General features: G+C 51.8%; 20 protein-coding genes. 12 read left to right on the top strand and 8 right to left on the bottom strand.

Annotated features, from left to right (window positions below; translation table 11 throughout):
* The first annotated feature begins 155 nt into the window (after positions 1-155).
* The 7 genes from JQN73_RS05770 to JQN73_RS05740 all read left to right on the top strand — a co-directional run bounded on the left by JQN73_RS05770 (position 156) and on the right by JQN73_RS05740 (position 7,434).
* Positions 156-1,052 carry a phosphoribosylaminoimidazolesuccinocarboxamide synthase gene (locus tag JQN73_RS05770; RefSeq protein ID WP_205322164.1) on the top strand — a complete coding sequence of 299 codons (897 nt, stop codon included), beginning with the start codon at positions 156-158 and terminating at the stop codon, positions 1,050-1,052.
* 2 nt (positions 1,053-1,054) lie between these two features.
* Positions 1,055-1,561: a 5-(carboxyamino)imidazole ribonucleotide mutase gene (gene purE / locus JQN73_RS05765; protein WP_205322163.1), complete on the top strand. Its 507-nt coding sequence runs from the start codon at positions 1,055-1,057 to the stop codon at positions 1,559-1,561.
* 45 nt (positions 1,562-1,606) lie between these two features.
* Positions 1,607-2,809 carry a 5-(carboxyamino)imidazole ribonucleotide synthase gene (locus JQN73_RS05760; RefSeq protein WP_205322162.1) on the top strand — a complete coding sequence of 401 codons (1,203 nt, stop codon included), beginning with the start codon at positions 1,607-1,609 and terminating at the stop codon, positions 2,807-2,809.
* Entirely contained in the window at positions 2,809-3,885 is a 1,077-nt protein-coding gene (locus JQN73_RS05755; protein WP_205322161.1) for an L-threonylcarbamoyladenylate synthase, read from the top strand. Before JQN73_RS05760 ends, JQN73_RS05755 begins: the two co-directional genes overlap by 1 nt.
* A gap of 272 nt (positions 3,886-4,157) precedes the next feature.
* Positions 4,158-4,883: an OmpW family protein gene (locus JQN73_RS05750; protein WP_205322160.1), complete on the top strand. Its 726-nt coding sequence runs from the start codon at positions 4,158-4,160 to the stop codon at positions 4,881-4,883.
* Positions 4,884-5,095: 212 nt separating this feature from the next.
* A complete protein-coding gene (gene msrA, locus JQN73_RS05745) occupies positions 5,096-5,626 on the top strand; it encodes a peptide-methionine (S)-S-oxide reductase MsrA (protein WP_205322159.1) in 531 nt (176 codons plus the stop codon).
* Positions 5,627-5,832: 206 nt separating this feature from the next.
* A complete protein-coding gene (locus JQN73_RS05740) occupies positions 5,833-7,434 on the top strand; it encodes an ATP-binding protein (protein ID WP_205322158.1) in 1,602 nt (533 codons plus the stop codon).
* Positions 7,435-7,642: 208 nt separating this feature from the next.
* On the opposite strand, the gene JQN73_RS05735 is transcribed toward JQN73_RS05740, so the two are convergent.
* The 3 genes from JQN73_RS05735 to JQN73_RS05725 all read right to left on the bottom strand — a co-directional run bounded on the left by JQN73_RS05735 (position 7,643) and on the right by JQN73_RS05725 (position 10,217).
* Positions 7,643-8,854 carry a cyclopropane-fatty-acyl-phospholipid synthase family protein gene (locus JQN73_RS05735; RefSeq protein WP_205322157.1) on the bottom strand — a complete coding sequence of 404 codons (1,212 nt, stop codon included), beginning with the start codon at positions 8,852-8,854 and terminating at the stop codon, positions 7,643-7,645.
* Between the two features lie 113 nt (positions 8,855-8,967).
* A complete protein-coding gene (pdxH, locus tag JQN73_RS05730; RefSeq protein ID WP_205322156.1) occupies positions 8,968-9,684 on the bottom strand; it encodes a pyridoxamine 5'-phosphate oxidase in 717 nt (238 codons plus the stop codon).
* Complete coding sequence (locus JQN73_RS05725) at positions 9,681-10,217, bottom strand: hemerythrin domain-containing protein (protein WP_205322155.1); 537 nt, start codon at positions 10,215-10,217, stop codon at positions 9,681-9,683. The genes pdxH and JQN73_RS05725 overlap by 4 nt, the downstream gene beginning before the upstream one ends.
* 291 nt (positions 10,218-10,508) lie before the next feature.
* On the opposite strand from JQN73_RS05725, the gene tcdA reads away from it, so the two are divergent.
* The 3 genes from tcdA to JQN73_RS05710 all read left to right on the top strand — a co-directional run bounded on the left by tcdA (position 10,509) and on the right by JQN73_RS05710 (position 12,923).
* A complete protein-coding gene (gene tcdA / locus JQN73_RS05720; protein WP_205322154.1) occupies positions 10,509-11,402 on the top strand; it encodes a tRNA cyclic N6-threonylcarbamoyladenosine(37) synthase TcdA in 894 nt (297 codons plus the stop codon).
* Between the two features lie 446 nt (positions 11,403-11,848).
* Entirely contained in the window at positions 11,849-12,553 is a 705-nt protein-coding gene (locus JQN73_RS05715) for an MgtC/SapB family protein (RefSeq protein ID WP_205322153.1), read from the top strand.
* 13 nt (positions 12,554-12,566) lie between these two features.
* A complete protein-coding gene (locus tag JQN73_RS05710) occupies positions 12,567-12,923 on the top strand; it encodes a hypothetical protein (protein WP_205322152.1) in 357 nt (118 codons plus the stop codon).
* A 30-nt stretch (positions 12,924-12,953) separates the two neighbouring features.
* Here JQN73_RS05710 and JQN73_RS05705 read toward each other — a convergent pair whose 3' ends face one another.
* The gene (locus JQN73_RS05705) at positions 12,954-13,868 is read right to left on the bottom strand and encodes an NAD-dependent epimerase/dehydratase family protein (protein WP_205322151.1); all 915 of its coding nucleotides are present in this window, start codon (positions 13,866-13,868) and stop codon (positions 12,954-12,956) included.
* A gap of 189 nt (positions 13,869-14,057) precedes the next feature.
* Between JQN73_RS05705 and JQN73_RS05700 the strand changes: the two genes are divergently transcribed.
* Positions 14,058-14,939, top strand: a complete 882-nt coding sequence (locus JQN73_RS05700) for a LysR family transcriptional regulator (protein WP_205322150.1) — start codon at positions 14,058-14,060, stop codon at positions 14,937-14,939.
* Positions 14,940-15,001: 62 nt separating this feature from the next.
* Here the strand turns inward: JQN73_RS05700 and JQN73_RS05695 are convergent, their stop codons facing one another.
* Genes JQN73_RS05695 through JQN73_RS05680 form a run of 4 tightly spaced genes read right to left on the bottom strand, consistent with a single transcriptional unit; the run spans position 15,002 to position 19,116 of the window.
* Entirely contained in the window at positions 15,002-15,478 is a 477-nt protein-coding gene (locus JQN73_RS05695; protein WP_205322149.1) for a spore coat U domain-containing protein, read from the bottom strand.
* Positions 15,475-17,772 carry a fimbria/pilus outer membrane usher protein gene (locus JQN73_RS05690; protein WP_205322148.1) on the bottom strand — a complete coding sequence of 766 codons (2,298 nt, stop codon included), beginning with the start codon at positions 17,770-17,772 and terminating at the stop codon, positions 15,475-15,477. The genes JQN73_RS05695 and JQN73_RS05690 overlap by 4 nt, the downstream gene beginning before the upstream one ends.
* A 40-nt stretch (positions 17,773-17,812) precedes the next feature.
* Positions 17,813-18,583, bottom strand: a complete 771-nt coding sequence (locus tag JQN73_RS05685) for a molecular chaperone (protein WP_205322147.1) — start codon at positions 18,581-18,583, stop codon at positions 17,813-17,815.
* Between the two features lie 8 nt (positions 18,584-18,591).
* Positions 18,592-19,116, bottom strand: a complete 525-nt coding sequence (locus JQN73_RS05680; protein ID WP_205322146.1) for a spore coat protein U domain-containing protein — start codon at positions 19,114-19,116, stop codon at positions 18,592-18,594.
* 293 nt (positions 19,117-19,409) lie between these two features.
* Between JQN73_RS05680 and JQN73_RS05675 the strand changes: the two genes are divergently transcribed.
* Positions 19,410-19,556, top strand: a complete 147-nt coding sequence (locus tag JQN73_RS05675; protein WP_205322145.1) for a hypothetical protein — start codon at positions 19,410-19,412, stop codon at positions 19,554-19,556.
* The last annotated feature ends 491 nt before the right edge of the window (positions 19,557-20,047 follow it).

The following is a 20,047-nucleotide window of genomic DNA, read 5'->3' as shown; positions in this document are numbered from 1 at the left end:
ATCGGAATCAGGCGCTTAGCTGTGAGCCGGTGAACTGTATTAAAAGCAGCAGTAAGTAATTGATGAACATGCAATTGATGAACGCGCAATAATCGACATACCACGACCAGGCGGAGAGGATTTCTCCTCGCCTGGTTTCTACTTTTGGAACCATCATGACCAGCCTATACAAATCCTCCATTACGTCGTTGCCGCTGTTGGGTACCGGAAAAGTGCGCGACAACTACGCAGTCGGCACCGATAAAATTTTGATACTGACGACGGATCGTCTGTCTGCGTTTGATGTCGTGATGAATGAGCCGATTCCTGGCAAGGGCAAGGTATTGAATCAGATGAGCGATTTCTGGTTTGAGAAACTGGCCGGAATTGTACCGAATCATCTGACCGGTATTTCACCTGAGAGCGTCGTCGCTCCTGAGGAAGTGGATCAGGTACGTGGTCGTGCAGTCGTTGCAAAGCGGCTCGAGCCAATCATGGTCGAGGCGGTAGTGCGTGGCTATATCATTGGATCCGGATGGAAAGACTATCAGGCCACCGGCGCAATTTGCGGCGTGACACTTCCTGTCGGACTGAAACAGGCAGCAAAACTGGATGAACCGATTTTTACACCAGCGGCCAAGGCAGAAATGGGTGCCCATGACGAGAACATCACTTACGATGACATGGAACGCCGGATCGGCACCGAACTCTCCGCTAAAATCCGCGAAATCAGTATTCAGCTATACAAAACCGCGGCTGACTACGCGGCAACACGCGGGATTATTATCGCGGACACAAAATTTGAATTCGGCCTCGATCAAAATGGCGTATTGCATTTGATGGACGAAGTCCTGACTGCCGATTCGTCACGTTTCTGGCCAGCAGGAAGTTACGCTGTCGGTATTTCTCCGCCGTCGTTTGACAAGCAGTTTGTGCGCGATTATCTTGAGACCATCACAACCTGGCACAAGACTGCCCCTGCCCCAGACTTACCGGCTGAGGTCATCGAAAAAACCGGTGCTAAATACCGGGAAGCGTTAGAAAGCCTGACCGGTCAAAAGCTGAAGGATTAATCATGCACGCAAGCCAAAAAGAATCACCGCTAATCGGCATCGTCATGGGGTCCTCCTCTGACTGGGATGTGATGCAACACGCCGTCGCCATACTGACGGAATTTGGCGTCGCGCATGAGGCGCAGGTGATTTCAGCGCATCGGATGCCGGATCAGATGTTTGCTTATGCCGAGACGGCGCGAGAACGCGGCTTGCGGGCGATTATTGCCGGTGCGGGTGGCGCTGCCCATCTGCCCGGCATGATCGCGGCCAAAACCATCGTGCCGGTATTGGGAGTGCCAGTGCCTTCCAAGTATCTGCGGGGTGAAGATTCATTGATGTCGATTGTGCAGATGCCAAAGGGTATTCCCGTTGCAACCTATGCGATTGGTGAAGCGGGTGCCGCCAACGCGGCCCTGTCGGCGATAGCCATGCTGGCTTGCACCGATGACGTGCTGGCGGAAAAATTGCTGGCGTTCCGCGCCAGACAGACCCAGTCGGCACTCGACATGACATTACCCCCGACGTAAGTCATACCGTAGCAAGATTCGATCAAACTAACAACGAAGCAACGTATGAAGCAAACTTTTTTGAACGACGCGCCCTTGATACCAGCGACCACACCTGCCACATGGCTGGGCGTAATGGGCGGCGGTCAGTTAGGCCGTATGTTTGCGCATGCGGCGCAAGCAATGGGTTACAAAGTCGCGGTGTTGGAGCCGGCCGAAGATTGCCCCGCTGCGCACGTCGCGGAGCGGCATATTTTGGCAGATTACGATGACGAAATCGCGCTGGCTGAAATGGCAGCGTTATGCGTCGCCGTGACGACCGAATTTGAAAATGTTTCGCATCATAGTCTGGCATTCCTGGGCGATAGAATCTTTATTGCTCCCAAAGCTGCGTGCGTTTCCATTGCTCAAGATCGGATCGCGGAAAAAGAGTTTTTCACGCAATGTGGTGTGGCATCAAAAGTGCTGCCTGCACCGTATCGCAACATCGCATCCCCGGCCGATATTGATAGCGTCCCGGCAGATTTGTTTCCCGGCATATTAAAAACGGTGCGCTTGGGTTACGACGGCAAGGGACAAGCCCGCGTGACTAGCGTCGATGAACTACGGATCGCCTATGCCAACATGAGCGGCGTTCAATGCGTTCTTGAAAAAATGCTGCCGCTGGCCTATGAAATATCGGTACTGGTGGCGCGTGGTGCCGATGGACGCGCCCTGGTGTACCCGATTGCGGAAAATGTTCACCGCGACGGTATCCTGTTCACGACCACTGTGCCGGGGCCGAATGTCGGCGCGGAAGCAGCTGAGATCGCGCAAAATGCGGCGCTGGCAATTATTGATCAGCTTGGTTACGTCGGCGTTCTTTGTATCGAATTTTTTGTGTTGGAAGACGGCGCGCTGGTAGTCAACGAAATGGCGCCGCGTCCGCACAATAGCGGGCATTACACGATTGATGCCTGTATCACAAGCCAGTTTGCACAGCAGGTGCGTGCAATGGCGCGCTTGCCACTGGGCGATGTACGGCAGCATTCTCCCGCGATCATGTTAAATATTTTGGGTGATGTCTGGTTTGAGGCTAACAGCGATCAGCCGCGCGAGCCTGCGTGGGACCAGATTGTCGCGCTTCCGGGCGCAGTGTTGCATTTGTATGGCAAGGCTGAAGCTCGGCGCGCCCGCAAGATGGGACATATTACTTTTGTTGCACCGACGTTAGCGCAAGCAAATGTGCAACTGACAGCGGCCTGCGCGATCCTCGGAATTGATTTGTAATGGACGTCCCACTCGACACCGTTTCAGCGTATTTTCCTGATGCTTATGTCATTGATCCAGTTGCAATTCGGCTTGCCGCACGTAAGCTGGAAGCGGGTGAGTTGGTGGCATTTCCAAGTGAGACCGTCTACGGTCTGGGTGCCGACGCAGAGAACCCCACAGCGGTAGCGAGCATCTATGCCGCCAAAGGTCGGCCGTCGAACCATCCTGTTATCGTGCATATCGCACCGGAAGCAGATATCGGTTACTGGGCACAAGCAATTCCACCAGAAGCCTATCAATTGATTGCAGCCTTTTGGCCCGGACCACTGACGCTGATTTTGCAGCGCGCCGAGCATGTTTCCAGCGCGCTTTCCGGCGGTCAGACCTCTATCGGCATACGATGTCCTTCGCATCCGGTTGCGCAAGCTTTATTGCGCGAGTTTAAAGCCGGGAAGGGTGGGATCGCAGGTCCTTCTGCTAACAAGTTCGGCCATGTCAGCCCCACCACAGCGCAACATGTGCGTGATGAGTTTGGGGATGGGACGGACAGCCCGATTGGCTACGTCCTGGATGGTGGTCAAAGCGAAGTCGGCATTGAATCGACCATCATCGACCTATCCCGTATTGCGACACACGGACCGGTGTTATTGAGACCGGGTGATATCAGCGCCGCAAAGATCGCAGCCGTGTTGGGCGTCGCCGTGCAGGCAGCTGACAGTGCGGCCCCACGCGCTTCGGGCACACTGGAATCCCACTACGCGCCACATACGCCGGTATTACAAATAGAGCCAGCCCATTTGCTGACTGCTTTGACAGAGTTGCGGCAGGCCGGACAACGGCTGGCGTTGATCTCCTACTCTGCCGGAACAGAAAAATCGGTCCCGTTAGTCGCGCACTACCCAATGCCCGATGCACCCCATGGTTATGCACATAATTTATATGCCGCATTGCGTGAGCTTGATCAAGCTAATGCCGATGTGATCGTGGTCGAAGCGCCCCCGCAGGATATCGCCTGGCAAGGTATTAATGATCGGTTGCGCCGTGCCGCTTTTGTGAGTACAGAAAAATTTCTTCAGTTTAAGTATTTGCCCTAACTGTTGATGTAAAAATCCCACAACTATAGCCAAAAGGAAACAAAACTGGCATAGTGTGAAGCATACAAATAGCACGCACGTTCTTTTTGTTGATGTGCACACCCAAATCATCGGCAAGCACTATATTCATATCTAAAAATAAATAATAATAGAGCACCGCTGATAATTGTCATGCAATTCAACGGCAGGTGCCAAAACAGTAGCGACAGTAGATGCAGCAAATTACCGATGCACTATTTACCTTTGATTCAAGCCAATTCTGGAGAAGACATATGAAGAAATATTTTTCTGCACTGCCAAAACTTGCAGCATTAACCTTGTTGACCATGGCAGCACTCCCCGCTATGGCACAACAGGCCGGCGATAACGTCGTTGGATTGGGTTGGTTCCATTTGGCACCGCAGGATTCAAGTCAAAATCTGGTGGTCGGCGGCCAAACCATTCCCAACTCAGGCGCCGGCGTAGGTAACGCAGATACAGTAGGTTTGCAATTCAGTCATTTTTTCACCGATAATTGGGTGCTGTCTGGTGACGCCGGTATCCCACCAAAATTCAAACTGGACGGCCAAGGTAGCCTTCAGGGCACACATATCGGCTCGGCAAAGCAATGGAGCCCTGCTGTTCTGGTCAAATATTATTTTGGTGACAAAACCAGCCAGTTTCGCCCATTCGTCGGTGCAGGGGTAACGTACGTCTGGTATTCCGATATCCAATTGGATAATGGCTTCCAGCAGCAATTGAGTGGACTCATCAGCAGAGGCCAAACCACTGCATTCAAGACCAGCGCCGATCTAAGTAGCTCTGTCGCCCCCGTGATCAGTGCCGGTGCCAGTTACAACTTTGACGCCCACTGGTCTGTCGGCTTTTCGGTCTCTTACATTCCGTTGAAAACCAAAGCAGACTTGACTACAAGTACACCGTTTGGCGATGTACACAGCACCACCAAGTTGACCTTGGATCCAATCGTCAGCTTCTTGTCGGTCGGCTATAAGTTCTAAAAGGCATTTGCGTTAAACCCTGCACGTACCAAAATTCGTGCAGGAATGCGAACAAAAGTACGCATGGAAACAGCGGTAAGGCAAAGGTCTGGCGCATGTTTTAATAAAAAACTTCGATTACATCGAAGTTTTTTTTTCGCCCGTTTTTCTAAATGCGGGAATCGAATCTAGGTTAAAGTCACTATAAATGATATTCCACAGGGAGAATGGGTATGGCTAACGAAACTGCGGTGTTAGGCGGTGGTTGCTTCTGGTGTCTTGAGGCGGTTTATCAGGAAATCAAAGGGGTCGAACATGTTGAATCCGGCTATACCGGGGGTCACATAGATGCGCCCACTTACGAACAAGTGTGCGATGGAACTACTGGTCATGCCGAAGTAGTGCGCATCACCTTTGACAATGACGTCATCAATTTTCGTGGCTTGTTAGAGATATTTTTTACCATTCACGATCCGACTACGCCTAACCGGCAAGGTAATGATGTCGGAACGCAATATCGTTCGGTTATTTATTATCAATCGCCTGACCAAAAGGAAACAGCGAAGCATGTGCTGGCAGAAATGGCCTGCGTGTGGGATGCCCCGATTGTGACCGAGCTTGCGCCGGCCGAGATTTACTTTAAGGCAGAGGAATACCATCAAAACTATTTCAAGCAACATCCTCTTCAAGGATATTGCGCATTTATCGTGGCACCAAAAGTCGCCAAGCTAAGAAAAACCTTTATGGACAAGGTAAAGGCTTAATATCAATTGCGCTCTGCAAAGTGATAGAGCGCGTATCTAGTACCGGCATGGTAACGTTCTATGGTCGCAAGTTGCCGTTGGCGGCTGGAACGTTGAGGGAACGCAGGACCGTTTGGCATCCACACGCATTGTGCTGCAACAGCAAAACCCTATTAGGAATTTACTTGTTCTTTGCTTCGAATACCTGGCCCCCCGAGGGAGGGGAAATGGCGGCATTAGTGCGCCAACTGGATTGGTCCAAAACGTCGCTTGGACCTATTTCTGAATGGCTCCCGAGCCTTCGTATTGCCGTCACGATGGCGCTCGATTCCCCGTTGCCGACGATAGTGCTCTGGGGGACTGATTTAATTCAAATCTATAACGATGCTTATCGCCCCATTCTTGGGCTGCGCCATCCGCTCGCATTTGGTCAGCGCACTAAGGATTGCTGGCCAGAGGTATGGGACTTCAATGTCCTTATCTATGACCGTGTTTTTGCCACTGGCGAGCGGGTGCATCTGGAAGATCAGGAGCTGGTCATTGCGCCGTCGGGTGTTTCTGAAACGCGTTACTTTACGATTATTTATACACCTATCCGTAACGAAGACGGTGACGTCTGCGGTGTACTTGTGATCGCAATGGAAACCACGCGCCGGGTTCTCGCCGAGCGCCAAAACATTACGCTGTTAAAGGCCAGTCAATTCGCGGCCGGTCAACTCCGGCACATGTTCGATCACGCGCCTAGCTTTATGGCCCTGCTCAAGGGGCCTGAATACGTGTTTGACATTGTCAATGCTGCCTTTATGCGCCTTTTCTCGCGGTATGACGTGTTGGAAAAATCGTTAAGTGAAGCGATTCCAGAATTTGAAATTCAAGGTTTGGTGGAAATACTCGATCAGGTCTTCGCTTCCGGAGAACCATTTCTCGCTTATGAAATGTCGGTTTACCTGAAGGACGGGGAAGATGGTCATTTCAAGGAATACTATCTGGACTTTGTATTCCAGCCAATCAAGGATGCAACAGGTCAGGTTACTGCCATTTTTGTCGATGGAAGCGACAAAACAGAACAACGCCAGGCGCGGCTGGAACTACGTCGATTAAATCAAGAATTGACCGACAAAGTAGTGAGCCTCGAAGAAGTGCAAACGGAATTGCATCAATCTCGGTCAACGCTGCGGAAGTTGATCGACCATCAGGAAAGTATCAAGGAAGACGAGCGTAAACGCATCGCACGCGACATCCACGATGATTTGGGTGCCGTACTTACCGGCATTAAAGCAAATGTCTCGGTTTCCATCGACCGATCCCAGCGGGCTGGGCTTCCGGAAGATCTGCTTCTGCGAGAAGCGGTTGAGCAAGCGGAGGCCGCAATTGGAACGGTACGCCGGGTGATAGCGGAACTTCGTCCGAGTGTGTTGGATCAACTAGGCGTCTGGGCTGCGCTTGAGTGGTATGCAGGACAGATTGAGGAGCGAACCGGACTGCAATGCCAATGGAGCATCAGCGATAGTGCCGCTGACGTCAATCTGGATGCCGAACGAAGCACCATGCTGTTCAGAGTCGTGCAAGAAGCACTCACGAATGTGGTACGCCATGCCGGAGCCAAGCAGGTAAAGATACGAATTCTTCATTCCAAGGGCATGATCATTGTCAAGATCAAGGATGATGGCGTTGGCATTGGCGCCGAACAGTTGCTCGACGGGGAATCCTGGGGGATACTCGGGATGCACGAACGCACCCGCCATTTCGGTGGGGAGCTTAATATCTCGGGCTCATCGGGGACCGGAACGGCCGTGATCTTACGCCTGCCACTGAGTCGGAAGGCATAGAAAGTAGCGTCCCGATTTCGCCTGCTGCGCGCCCGCTTCGCTGTGGAGACGGCGCGATTAGCGCAATAAACAATCCGTTGCTTGCGCTCGCTGAACGGCCAACCGGCGACCGTCGCCACCGTCGCTTCGATCAGCTCTGCAAAAATTCTCAGCAGGCTTGCGGAAATCGGCCAATACCGGTGGCCGATAAATCCAAAGCCTGTCCGCCTCATTTCCCGCTATAAATATAATTCCTTGACCAGGGTAACGAGGCTGCGCTACGACCAGACTTGCGGCATATCACCTGAAACAGCGACATCCAGTCACGTTCAAAACCGTAGGCGCTACCGGCCAGATACAAACGCCAGATACGGAAGCGGCGATCATCAGAAGCTTCTCTGACTTCTTTCGAGCGGGCCTCGATATTATCGGCCCAAATGCTGCAGGTTTTAGCGTAATGGCGGCGCAGATTTTCGACATCCATGACCTCCAGGCCACCTTCCTGCATGGTTTTGAGAACGAACCCAATGTGCGGCAACTCACCATGTGGAAACACATATTTTTCAATAAATTCACCGCCGCCGTAAGGCGATTCTCCATTGTCGATGTCGGTCGAGGTGATACCGTGATTCATCGCAACGCCATCGTCCTCGAGCAGCGTTTGTATGCGTTCGAAATACAGCGGCAGATTTTTCAAGCCGACGTGCTCAAACATACCGACGCTGGTGATCCGGTCAAATTTTCCTGTGACGTCGCGATAATCCTGCAAACGGATTTCGATCTTGTCAGACAGCCCAGCTTGCGCCACCCGTTCTTTTGCTAACGTGAATTGATTTTCAGAAAGGGTGACACCGACACATTTTGCCCCGAATTTTTGTGCAGCACGTATTACCAGTGCACCCCATCCGCAACCGATGTCTAACAATGTCTGGCCCGGCTGGAGTTGGATCTTAGTGAGAATATGGTCGATTTTTTTAATCTGGGCGGTATACAGATCTTCGTCGCCGTTTTCGAAATAGGCACACGAATAGACCATGTTTTGATCCAGCCACAATTGGTAGAATTCATTCGAAACATCATAGTGGTAACGGATCGCCTCGGCATCTTTGGTCTTGTTATGGCGGATGCTGCGCGTGACCCGGCCAAATTTTCCTTCAGGCTTAAGATAGGCAGCGGCGAGTCCGTTGGCAACGGTGATGATTTCCTTAAGCTTGCCCTCAACCTCAATTTTACCTTCTACATAGGCTTCGCCGAGATTGGATAATGAGGGTGTCAGCAGATAAGACAGAGAGGAGGCGTGAGGGACGCGAATAGTAACGTCGGGTGAGGCCGCGCTACTAAAATCGAAGCGCTGACCGTTCCACAGTTCAAGCCGCAGCGGTAAGGCGGCATGAGTGCGGATCTCTTCCACCCAGTTTTCAAGTTTCTTTTCCCAGAACATGATTAATCTCCTCAGAATAATAACTGCGACTATCGAAAATACGCTTTTTCAAGCTTTGTTCAGTCATTTTTCCTCGGGTATCCGTGACCGGTTTAACCTGTATTTTTTGCGTGCTAAGGCTGCAGTCGCTCGCGTTGCCAAACGCCATTTATATCCAGCCGATACACAATCCGATCATGCAACCGAGATCTGCGTCCTTGCCAAAATTCTACCGTATCTGGAATAAGTTTGTATCCACCCCAACTTTTTGGCCGTTTTGGCTGATCGCCAAACTGTTTTTCGGCCGCCAGATAGTGCGCCTCAAGTAACTCGCGATTAGCGATTGGTCGGCTCTGATCTGAGGCAATGGCGCCTATCTGACTGCGCAGTGGACGACTGGAAAAGTAGGCGTCGCTCTCAGCCTCAGAAACGCGTTCCACCCTTCCTTCCAGACGCACCTGACGCTCTAATTCGACCCAATGAAATAGAAGCGCTGCAAAGGGATTGCCAGCCAGGTCTTCCCCTTTTCTGCTGGTGTAATTCGTGAACCATGTAATCCCCTGGGCATCCAGATTTTTAATCAACACGATGCGCGAAGATGGCCTGCCTTCAGCGTTGACGGTTGCCAGGCTCATTGAATTCGGCTCCGGGACCTGCGCAATAATCGCCTCGTCCAGCCATTTTTTAAACTGCGCCATTGGATCGCCGAGCGTGTCGGATTTGGATAAACTGGCGTGACTATAATCGGTGCGAAGATCGGCTATCGAAAGCGCGGATTTGTTTTTTTCGCTTGGGGTGTTTTGGTCGTTTGTGTCGCTAGTGTCGTCTGCGTCCTTAGCGTCGGTATTCATGCCGATATTCCTCTGCGACGCTGCATGGCGGTTCCTAACCGGGCCATTTGGGCGGCGCTAAAAATACGTTTCGCCATTGGAGCAATCCAGGTTTCTTCGGTCTCCATATGTGAGCGATAGAGAGTCGAAAACAGTGAAATATCAGCGCCGGAAATTGCGTCGCTCTGACCGCTTTGGATCGCCACCAGTTGCAGCGCCAATTTTTCCCAGAGGTCCGCCATTTGATGATGCTCATCAACAATCTGCGGACCCAGGCGTTGCAGGACCGCGGCATCTTCGTCTTTAGCCGTTGCGGTCAGCATCGGAAATAAATCCTGCTCTTCATCTTCATGGTGATGCGGAGCGGCCTTATTGAAGTACCGCAAAATAGCGGTAGCCGCTTGTTGCGCCTCCTCGTTAGGACCGTGTTCCGGCAGGTGCGCCTGCAACCGCTCTAACGTACTCAGCTGTTTGCGAATTCGCTCGTGGCAGTGTTTCAGTACAGCAATCGGCTGCCCAAAATCGGGTGCCGTGTCGAAAAGTGAATTTTCCATAAATATCCCGGTGAAGGTCCTTGAAGACCGTATTGGATTGATGCGCTAATAATCAAGAAATCATATTAGAACACGTGAGGGAGTGGCGTAGTTGACCAGCCTGTTGCCCTGGTTATGATCGACGAACCACGCCGTAAGATTACAGATTAATGTGACACACATACGGAAGGTTGAATGGTTCGGTAAAATAGGTCCGCCAACGACGCTACGGCCAATTGCGGAACACTGAAGGGATGGTCTGGATTGCTGGTAGTTGATAATTAATTCATATTCTATTCTTTGTAAGAACTTATGTCCTCGTCCTCCTCGCCAGTTTTGCCAGTTTTGCCCGTTTTGTCCGTTTCCCCCGTCGACGTCTCTCTTCCCACCGCTCCACTCAGCGCAGAGGATATCGATTTTGATCGCCGTTTCGGCGGTATCGCCCGGCTATACGGCGCTGCGGGGCTGGCCCAATTTCGCACGGCACATGTCTGTGTTATTGGTGTTGGTGGGGTAGGTTCGTGGGCGATTGAAGCGCTGGCTCGTAGCGCAGTCGGCCATTTAACCATGATCGATCTGGATAATTTGGCCGAGTCTAACGTCAATCGGCAAATCCATGCACTAACCGATACGCTGGGTAAGGCCAAAGTCACAGCCCTGGCAGAGCGCATAAAACAAATCAATCCCTATTGTCAGGTTACAGAGGTGGAAGATTTTGTGACGGCAGATAATCTGGAAGAAATGCTGGGTGGCAAGCATTTCGATTACGTCCTTGACGCTATCGATAACGTCCGCGCCAAGACCGCATTAATTGCCTACTGTCGAGAGCATCAGCTGCGCTTGATTACTATCGGCAGCGCCGGCGGACAAGTCGACCCAACTCGGATCGAAGTCCGTGATTTGGCGCGCACGGAGCAAGAGCCGTTGCTGGCCAAGGTGCGTAAATTGTTACGCTCGGAGCACCATTTTCCACGCGGTGAAAAAAGCAAATTTGGCATAGACGCGGTTTTTTCGACTGAACCATTGCGCCTTCCGATAAAGGAACAGGTGTGCGCGGTAGAGGGTGCGGAAGCACCTATTACATCCACCTCGGTAACCGGGCTGAATTGCGCCGGCTACGGCTCCGCAGTCGTCGTCACGGCGAGCTTTGGATTGGTGGCCGCGGCCACCATTTTACGAAAATTGGCTGCCGACGCCGACCTGTAAGTTGAGTGGCCGTGCTCGCAGATTTTTCCGTCATGCTTGCCGAAATGCATCTTTGAGGGTTGACATGCAACGCCCACCTCACTAAACTTCGCCTCAATATGTTTATTGGAGTTCCAATTTTGGACAGTAGTTCTAGACCCTGTGGGTGGGCAAACAGTCCGGCACAATTCGCTTAAGCCTTAGCAGACCTCATTTCGCTACAGCCCGCAAGTTGTGATGATGGATTACGATCTGATTCGATTTGTATCGATTCGTTGTAAGCCGTTCTTCAAGCCGGGGCTGTGGTATCGCAAAATCGGTGATCTCTTTCACCTTCCGCATACCCCCATCCTTTTTGATTGATCTTAGTGGTCTGTTGACGCCTCCTGAAAAGGTGTGTCAAATGACTACCGATTGTCCGCGCAGCCGTTATCGGATGCGTGGAAAGCGATGGCGAGGTGTTGATTATGGAATGGCAAATATTTTTAGTCCGGGTTTTACTCGCGCTGACCCTCGGTGCACTAATCGGTGCCGAACGTCAGATGCGTCAACGCATGGCAGGGTTGCGTACGAATGCTTTGGTGGCGATCGGCGCGTCGCTGTTTGTGATGGTTTCAGCGTTTGAATCCGACCCACAGGGAGCCACCCGCATTGCGTCCTATGTCGTCTCCGGCATCGGATTCTTAGGGGCCGGCGTGATCATGCGCGAAGGTGCCAGCGTACGCGGCTTGAATACGGCAGCCACGCTGTGGTGCTCGGCGGCAGTGGGCGTGTTATGTGGCCTCGGGCATCCGGCCGAAGCAGCGATTGGAGCAGCCGCAATATTGGGCACCAATGTGTTACTGCGCAGTGTGTCGCACTTGATTAACCGCCAGGATTTGCAGGGCGCGACCGAGATTGAACAGGTTTATCGCCTTTCGATCGTCTGCCGTCCGGACGACGAAGTTCAGGTTCGAACATTGATGCTGCATATGCTCAATGGCATGCCGCACCTGATGATCCAGTCACTGCATAGCGAAGACCTGCCTTCAGGCACGCAATTAGAGGTGCGGGCCGACTTGATAACGTCGCCCAGCAATCATTTGCAGCTAGAGCAAATCGTCAGTCGTGTCAGCCTGGAAAAAGGCGTCAGTGCCGCGCGCTGGGCCGTACTCAACGATGCAGAGATATAGAAAGGAGACCGCCATGCACCTCGAAAAATGGGAAAAATTCTTTAGAAATCATCGGCCTTTTGGCAGCCTATCCGTGAATCTCCAGGCTGCAGAAGAAGAGCGCTTGCCCTATCGCGTGGTGGCGCTATGCCGCAGCGCTAACGTTAATCACATTGAGCAACTAATCCGACATCAGATTGGTCAGGGTTCTGCCATTCACATCTATCAGGGCGTGCTCGTCGGCGAGGGAAATCTAATGCGCATTACACTAGAAATACGATGCACAATTCAAGAACGCGCCGGGGTAGTGCGGCTGGTGACGCGCCTGGGCCTGGAAAAGAGCGTGCGTAGCGTGCGCTGGGAAAGTATCCCGAAAAAGCTGGCCGCCTGAAGTCGGCGCAGCGTAGTAGACGGCTAAAACCTACAAAGAATTTTCGCGAATCAGCATGTCATCCTCGATCCATTTGACGACTGAGGTGTGTTTCGGTATCCAGCCGAGTACAGTGCGCGCACGTTGGGCGGAGACACGGCTGTTGGAGCCAAAGGAATACACGGCGTGTCCAAAACCCCATTCCTTGATCGCGTCTTCTACCGGCCATGGTTGAGGTGCCCCAAGTTGCAGCCGTTGCGCAATGGCAGTGGTGATTTCTTTGTAGGAAGCTTCGCCATTTTCGACGTAAAAGAATGATCCAGCCGGGGCTTTTTTGAGTGCCAGAAAATATAACTCGACCACATCTTCGATATGCACGTTCGACCAGATATTCACACCTTGTCCGACATAACGTGGGATGCCGCTTTTGCGCGCTTGTGCGACTAATGGCGGTATTTGAACACTGAATGGATTGAGTCCCAGACCGTTTCCATAAATCATCGTATTGCAAAGGATGATCGAGCGTACGCCACGTGCGGCCGCATCGATGATTAGTTTGTCGAGCGCGGCGCGCTCGGCTTTTTCGGGGGCTGGTGTATAAACAGTGTCTTCATCAAAAATTTTCTCAGAGGTCCATTCACCGCGGGCATCGTCGCCGACCACGCTTGATCCGCTGGTGTGAATAAAGGCCTTTCCTGATCCCGCGAGCGCATTGAGCAGGGTTTCCACCGCAGGCAGATTGTCGGAGCTGGCAGCATTCACTACTGCGTCAGCACGCTGGGCTTCTCGCGTCAGAATGTCAGCGTCGTCGAGCGTCCCGATGACAGGTGTCACGCCCAGCGAGCGCAGGCGTTCGGCTTGCGCCTCGGTGCGGACCAAACCGCGCACCTGATAGCCTTCTGCCATAAAACGTGCTGCGACAGAGCCGCCGATAAAGCCGGTAGCACCGGTAATGAATACGTTCATATTTTTCCTATTCAAAGGTGGCAACGATGTGCCGTTAGATTCGTCGTTGAATCGCAAGCTGTCACTAAGCTAACTGAGCGAACTAAGCGAACTAAGCGAACTAAGCGCACTATGCGCGCATACTCTGTTGAGAAAAATAGCGGTAATATCAAATGAATTTTGATTTTAAGTCAACAGTGAAATGATTCCATGCGAATTAACTCAGACGATATGGCAGTTTTTGTTGCAGTGATCGACAGCGGTACGTTAAGCGCGGCCGCCACACAACTTGGCCAAACCACTTCCGGCGTTAGTCGGGCGCTATCGAGGTTGGAGGAAAAGCTTGCCACGTCGTTACTTACCCGGACGACGCGACGTATGGTGCTGACCGAAGAAGGTAAGCTGTTTTTAGAGAAAGCACGCGCCGTTCTTATCGCCATGGACGAGGCGGAAGAATCGATCCAGCTGCGTCGCCAAAAATTGGCGGGTCGACTACGTATCGATGCCGCATCGCCTTTCATGTTGCATTGTATCGTTCCCCATGTGGCGCAGTTTCGGGCCATGTATCCGGATATCACGCTGGAACTGACCAGCAACGATCAGATCATCGATTTATTGGAGCATCGGACCGATATTGCGATCAGGATGGGGCCGCTGCAGGACTCCACGCTACGCGCGCGCGCGTTGCGGGCAAGCCCACGGCACTTATTAGCCAGTCCCGAATATTTGCAGCGCTACGGCACACCAGCTAACGTGGAGGACCTTGCGCAGCATCAATTGCTGGGGTTTTCTCAATATGATGCGGGTAACGTGTGGCCGCTTCGGCATAACGGTGGTGAGCATCTTGCGATTTCACCGTCGCTCATTGCTTCGAGCGGTGAAACGTTAAGGCAACTTGCGCTGTACGGCCAGGGGATCGCTTGTCTGGCGGACTTTATGACGCGGGAGGATATTGCTGCAGGGCGTTTGAAGCATATATTAACGCACGCCTACAACGGCGATGATCAGCAAATTCATGCGGTCTATTATCGCAACACGCAGCTAACCCAGCGGATCAGTTGTTTTCTGGCGTTTTTGCAGGAAGCTTTATAAGTTTGTCGATAAGCCTCGATAGCCTCCGCGCGAGCGTCAATCACCTGACAGGTTTTGCTGTTTCAATAGGTGATGGTTGCGGTCACGGTATCTGTGTAAGTACCGGCGGGTTGACTCTGGCCAGGTGGAATACGTCCATACACGGTGTAATGGCGGGTGGTTGGTGTCAGGAGGATGAGATAAGAATCCGAGACCGTTTGGGTTCCTGCGGTGCCGTCTCCCCATACCGATAAGCGCGTGGTATCGCTGAACAAATTATAGCCGAGAAAATTTGGTCCCGAAGTGAGTTTGCGGTTCACATAGGTGCCGTTGCCAGTGCTGAGGCCGATAACGTAACTACCAATGCCGATAGCTACCTGAGCGGTGCATGTGACTGCGACATCGCCGAGTCCATCGTTGTTGGTTGGTGCCGTCGCAACATAGTTAGAGAAAGAGACCGCGGAAGTGGACACGGTGCAGGTCGTAATCACCGCAGCGTTAATACTTAGCGGGGTTAATAGCAGGCCGATCGAAAAAGCCCAATTCAAGCAGATCTTCATTTGGTCTCCCTGTGACATAAAAAGGGCCCCAGTACCGGCAGCATTTGCGGTTGGCTTGATGCGGGAATGTCGATGTTGCAGAGTGGTTGCGCGTCGGTGTTGAGAACGGTGATGGTAGCCGGATAGATGATTGACGGAATAAAGACCTCTCCGCGTAAGGCAACCTCCTGCTCCGCCTGATCGCCATTTGCCCGAACCCGGGTTCCGGTTGGGAGCGCCGCGCCGTGATCGTCCCGAAGAATCACGGTAGCGCTTTGGTTTTGACGTGCGGTGAATGTCAGAAGGCTACCTGATCGCGGTCCGGGTACGACGGATTTATGTGTCATGTCCAGTGTCATGGACATCGGTAATCCCGCGTCATCGAGAAAGACATTATTATTCTCGTACGGTATCAGGCGTGGCACGAAGCCAACGCCATTTCTATCGGTCTGACCCACCTTGATATTGTTGGCGTAGATATCGATCGGCTGCGAGACCGGCACTTCAATCATCGCGAAACTTTGATCCAGCCATCGTGTGGCGCGGACATGCCCGCCCATCAAAGCGATACCACCGCGGGCTTCCAGTTGCAGATTGCTTTGACCATCGATGCGGTTGGCGTTAGCGGTATATTCCCCCGTGGTGCCGATGTAATTGACACCGATATCTTGTCCGCTATTGTCGAGTATCGACTCGCGCGCACGATAGCCCCAGCCGCCTTCTTGTGGTGCCGCCTGTTGATATTCCGCGCTCAGGGATTTGCTGCCTTGTTGGCCGCTTGCAGTTACCTGTGCCGTACTTTGATGCGACAACGGCATAACCCATACGATGTTGACTGACAGCGGGCGGTCTTCGGTCAGTGACTTCAGTAATCCGACACTGATATTGCCGCTTTGATGCAGATTATAACTTGCCCCGAAGTTGATGGCGCGTACGTTGTCTTGACCGCGGTTAATCTGGTTGACGTAGCCGAACGCAAGATTGGTCCTGGGCGTAATTGAAACATTCGCCTGGGCTTGCAATTGCTCCGCTGGTGCCAGCGTATTATCGTCCAGGCCGAGCTGCCAAAAGCGTGATCCTGCGAACTGCGAACGCAAAGTAAATGCATATTTGTCACCCTGCCGATCGAACTGAAGGTATTGCAGCGTATCGCGCCCATTTTCCGAAGAACTGGCCGCAAGGCCTGCGCTCAACAAGCCAAAATTACCGAGGGCGGCAGCAGCGCCAAAGCCAAGCGATTGGCGTCCTCGCATGATTTCGCCGTGGCCTTCGGCGGTGAGGCGGTCGCTGATCCCGTAACGTATGGTGCCGGAACTGAAAGACTCACCGTAGTAGCTATTTTGATTGCCGAAATTGTTGCGCATCGCACCGATTTCATAGGATTCGTCCCTGGTTCCTTGTCGTAATAATTGCGCGCTAGTAATGTAGCTCTGGGTGTAAACCTGCTGGCGTCCCAGTACGTCATGGACCACCATTTGAACGTTACCCTGACCAGCAGAGACGGGTAAATTGTTGATCGCAAATGGCCCTGTATCAACCGGCTGCTGGAGTCTCAAAATATTGTTGACGTAAATATCGACAACAGACGGCACCGCAGCCGTACCGTTGAATGTGGGGAGTGGAATCGCTTGAAAACCGGGAATGGTCGAAAATTTTGTGTGCCATTGTAATCCGCCAAAATAGACCTGCCGCGAAAAGGAGCTGATGCCCGTGATGCTATCGCCGACGACCAAAGTTGACTGTTGCGCGGGAAAGTCTCGGGTGTACTGGCTGTCCAGTCGGAATACTGAACTTTTTTCCAGCACATCAAGGCCAATGAAGCGGCTGGTAAAGGTGCCCCCGCCGGCAAAAATACCTAATTCGGCGACCCCAGAAAGGTTGTTCTGATTTAAACCACGGGTGTAATTGATATCGTAGTTGAGGAAAGCGCCTGTGGTCGACGCCTGTTCGAGCAACGGCGCTTGACCGCTAGCATTGAATATTGCACCAATGAAGGCAGTGGGAGGCGCGGTGATTCTCAGCGTTTGGGTTGCAGCTTCGATCTCTACATGCACGCCCGGTATAGCATCCAGCGGAAGGTAATTAACGTGATCGTGCGTAAGGGGAGCGAGATCGGGTATGCGCAATCGGGCATCGGTCAAGAGCTGCGAAGGGACGAGAATTTTATTCGTCGCGGTCCGTAAAACGTGGGTGGCGTCCGCGACTTTTTGATTGTTGACGACGACGTCCAACAATAAGTCTTGCTCTACGCTCAGGTCTGATCCCGATTCTGGTTTCGGCTTCAACCCTGGCGCTGACTGTTGCTGTGCTGCCAATTGCGGTACGGCAAAAGCGGATCCTTGTAAGGTAATCAGGCTAGCTAGAAGATACTTTGTCAGTTTCCATCGTGAGAGTCTCTTCAGACTCGCCCTTGTCTGTTTGTATCCGTACACGAACCTTCCCGGCATGAATTTTTCCGTTTCCCAGCGACCACCCCTTGTGTTGCCCTGATAAAACATACGCTGGCGTTGCAATCTCCAAAACGTTAGCGCTATCAATGTTATTTAATCGCAGGCCAACAATTTTTTGATGCATGTTGCCTGCATTGATCGCCGTTAGCGTGACGCCGTTCGGTCCCTGCGTTAACTGCCAGGACATTTTTTCTTGTTTTATTGGTGGAGCGATAAATATAGGAATACTGACTTTTAATAATGTCTTTAACCCCGGCTGTTGCGGGCCGCCTGGCGGGACTTCTTCGATTATTAATCGATAAGATTTCTCGACGATTGGGTTAGAAGGACTACGTTCACCGAAACGCAAAAACTGCGTCTGTCCTGGAGCTACTAAAAATATCGGCGGATTTAACAGCAAAGCGTTGGTATCCTTCAGGACCTCGATACGCCCGTCGGTGCTCCAGTCGATAGCACTTACTTGTAGGCGCACTGGCGTGTCGTCGGTGTTCGTGATGCGAAGTACGCCTGACGAATGCGCTGCGGTCAGATCAAATCCTACTGGATTCACGTTGAACGATGCACTTAATGCAGGGGTGGGAGCGAAGTTAAGAACCGCCGCGCCTCCCACTGTCAACACGCCAAGCGATTGCCTGATTAATCGCCTGACGGACTGGCCGATTTTACGTCTCGTCATTTCCGTCATTAAAAGGTCACCGTGGCGATTACAGAATCCGTATAAACAGCAGCCTTGCCTGAAGTTTGGCCAAACGGAACCCGGGCGTATATTGTGGTGATTGCTGGTGCAATCGTCGCCACGACCGCAGTTGGTGCAGTAGCTGCGGTGTTACCCCAGGCGACGGTGCGGCCAGTGTCAGAAAACAGGGAATAATTTAGAAACGTCGGGGTGCCGCCGCCGCTTGTAAGGCGACGCAATGGAACAGCGTCTGTCGAGCCTGTATTCGAATTGGCGCCCTGACCAAGTGTGATAACCGGACTCGCGCCGATCGTGCAAAGTGTAGTGACAGTGCCGGTGACGTCCTGGTTCGTGGTGGCGTTCGCGACAATTGGATCATAAGTAGTTGTGAAACCAACTGCCACAATGGTGCAACTGTTAGTAATGGTCACCGTATTTATCATCGTGGATGTTTGCGTAGCTGCCTGAGCTTCTGCGTAACCAATAGATAATACGGAAATTAAAATAGCGCCAGGTATCGTTTTCATCATCATGACTGATTCCCATTTCAAAGGTTTATTTCGATCGATTACAACTTGATAAATCCAGTCATGTTTTCGAAGTTTGCTAAGGGCCGAACGACTCCTTGAAATGCGCTGTTACTCAAATTATAGTTTCTTGCGTTCAATCATTCAAGTTGACGAGGTAGAAGCTGAGTTAACGATGTTAAGGGAGTGGTTTAATTGAAACAAAGAAATTTAAACGTTTATTAAAAGTCAAATATTTGTTGAACTGACGCGGTGTTTCAGCGTCAAAAATCCTAAGCGCATATCAATAGGAGATCGCCATGAAACGTCTCTGTTTTTTACTTCTTTTTTCACTGTTGAGCGCGGCGCTGGGCGGCTGTGTAGCGGTTCCGTACGGAGATGGGTATCGCCATGACGGTGGTTATGGGCATGACCGCGACCGGGGCGGTGAGGATCATCGATACTAAAATATAAGCGCTGTTACGATGCGTCGTCCGACTTAATGTAAGTTATTTATTTTTTCCATCGCACTGTTATTTACGATTGGTTAAAGTTTCTTTAAATTTTTAATTATTGAGAAAATTTAACCTCATCTTCGCGCGTAATTAAACACTGAATCTTTTCTGCAATGTGCGGCGTTTTGTTAAATAAAATATGGGGTTGGCAGCGCTGATGAGGGGTGGATGCAGTTATCAGGAGGTCAGCAGAGAAGGGGGATCAATATGCGATTGAGACGGTATCCAAACATTGTTGATATTTCAGTGATATTTCAGTACTACCTCACTTCAGGCATGTCCCCTGTTTCCTGACGGCGATGAGCAAAGTTGCTGCATTGCATTTAGTTCGCGGGCGTCGAGAAACGTTCGCAACCGCTTTGGTACGTGTTAAGTTTTCTTGCCAGGCGTGAGATATGATTGCGTCTTTTTTCTACGGGTCATTCTGAAGCACTTACGAGGTG

This window comes from Glaciimonas sp. PAMC28666 (assembly GCF_016917355.1).
Taxonomy (GTDB): domain Bacteria; phylum Pseudomonadota; class Gammaproteobacteria; order Burkholderiales; family Burkholderiaceae_D; genus Glaciimonas.
The sequence above is the reverse complement of the archived record's forward strand: the minus strand, read 5'-3'. Positions and strand labels throughout refer to the sequence as shown.

Bases quoted from the DNA above. Each gene is read 5' to 3' on its own strand.
- JQN73_RS05770 (WP_205322164.1), top strand. From the start codon at position 156: ATGACCAGCCTATACAAATCCTCCATTACGTCGTTGCCGCTGTTGGGT.
- purE (WP_205322163.1), top strand. From the start codon at position 1,055: ATGCACGCAAGCCAAAAAGAATCACCGCTAATCGGCATCGTCATGGGG.
- JQN73_RS05760 (WP_205322162.1), top strand. From the start codon at position 1,607: ATGAAGCAAACTTTTTTGAACGACGCGCCCTTGATACCAGCGACCACA.
- JQN73_RS05755 (WP_205322161.1), top strand. From the start codon at position 2,809: ATGGACGTCCCACTCGACACCGTTTCAGCGTATTTTCCTGATGCTTAT.
- JQN73_RS05750 (WP_205322160.1), top strand. From the start codon at position 4,158: ATGAAGAAATATTTTTCTGCACTGCCAAAACTTGCAGCATTAACCTTG.
- msrA (WP_205322159.1), top strand. From the start codon at position 5,096: ATGGCTAACGAAACTGCGGTGTTAGGCGGTGGTTGCTTCTGGTGTCTT.
- JQN73_RS05740 (WP_205322158.1), top strand. From the start codon at position 5,833: ATGGCGGCATTAGTGCGCCAACTGGATTGGTCCAAAACGTCGCTTGGA.
- JQN73_RS05735 (WP_205322157.1), bottom strand. From the start codon at position 8,854: ATGTTCTGGGAAAAGAAACTTGAAAACTGGGTGGAAGAGATCCGCACT.
- pdxH (WP_205322156.1), bottom strand. From the start codon at position 9,684: ATGAATACCGACGCTAAGGACGCAGACGACACTAGCGACACAAACGAC.
- JQN73_RS05725 (WP_205322155.1), bottom strand. From the start codon at position 10,217: ATGGAAAATTCACTTTTCGACACGGCACCCGATTTTGGGCAGCCGATT.
- tcdA (WP_205322154.1), top strand. From the start codon at position 10,509: ATGTCCTCGTCCTCCTCGCCAGTTTTGCCAGTTTTGCCCGTTTTGTCC.
- JQN73_RS05715 (WP_205322153.1), top strand. From the start codon at position 11,849: ATGGAATGGCAAATATTTTTAGTCCGGGTTTTACTCGCGCTGACCCTC.
- JQN73_RS05710 (WP_205322152.1), top strand. From the start codon at position 12,567: ATGCACCTCGAAAAATGGGAAAAATTCTTTAGAAATCATCGGCCTTTT.
- JQN73_RS05705 (WP_205322151.1), bottom strand. From the start codon at position 13,868: ATGAACGTATTCATTACCGGTGCTACCGGCTTTATCGGCGGCTCTGTC.
- JQN73_RS05700 (WP_205322150.1), top strand. From the start codon at position 14,058: ATGCGAATTAACTCAGACGATATGGCAGTTTTTGTTGCAGTGATCGAC.
- JQN73_RS05695 (WP_205322149.1), bottom strand. From the start codon at position 15,478: ATGAAGATCTGCTTGAATTGGGCTTTTTCGATCGGCCTGCTATTAACC.
- JQN73_RS05685 (WP_205322147.1), bottom strand. From the start codon at position 18,583: ATGACGAGACGTAAAATCGGCCAGTCCGTCAGGCGATTAATCAGGCAA.
- JQN73_RS05680 (WP_205322146.1), bottom strand. From the start codon at position 19,116: ATGATGATGAAAACGATACCTGGCGCTATTTTAATTTCCGTATTATCT.
- JQN73_RS05675 (WP_205322145.1), top strand. From the start codon at position 19,410: ATGAAACGTCTCTGTTTTTTACTTCTTTTTTCACTGTTGAGCGCGGCG.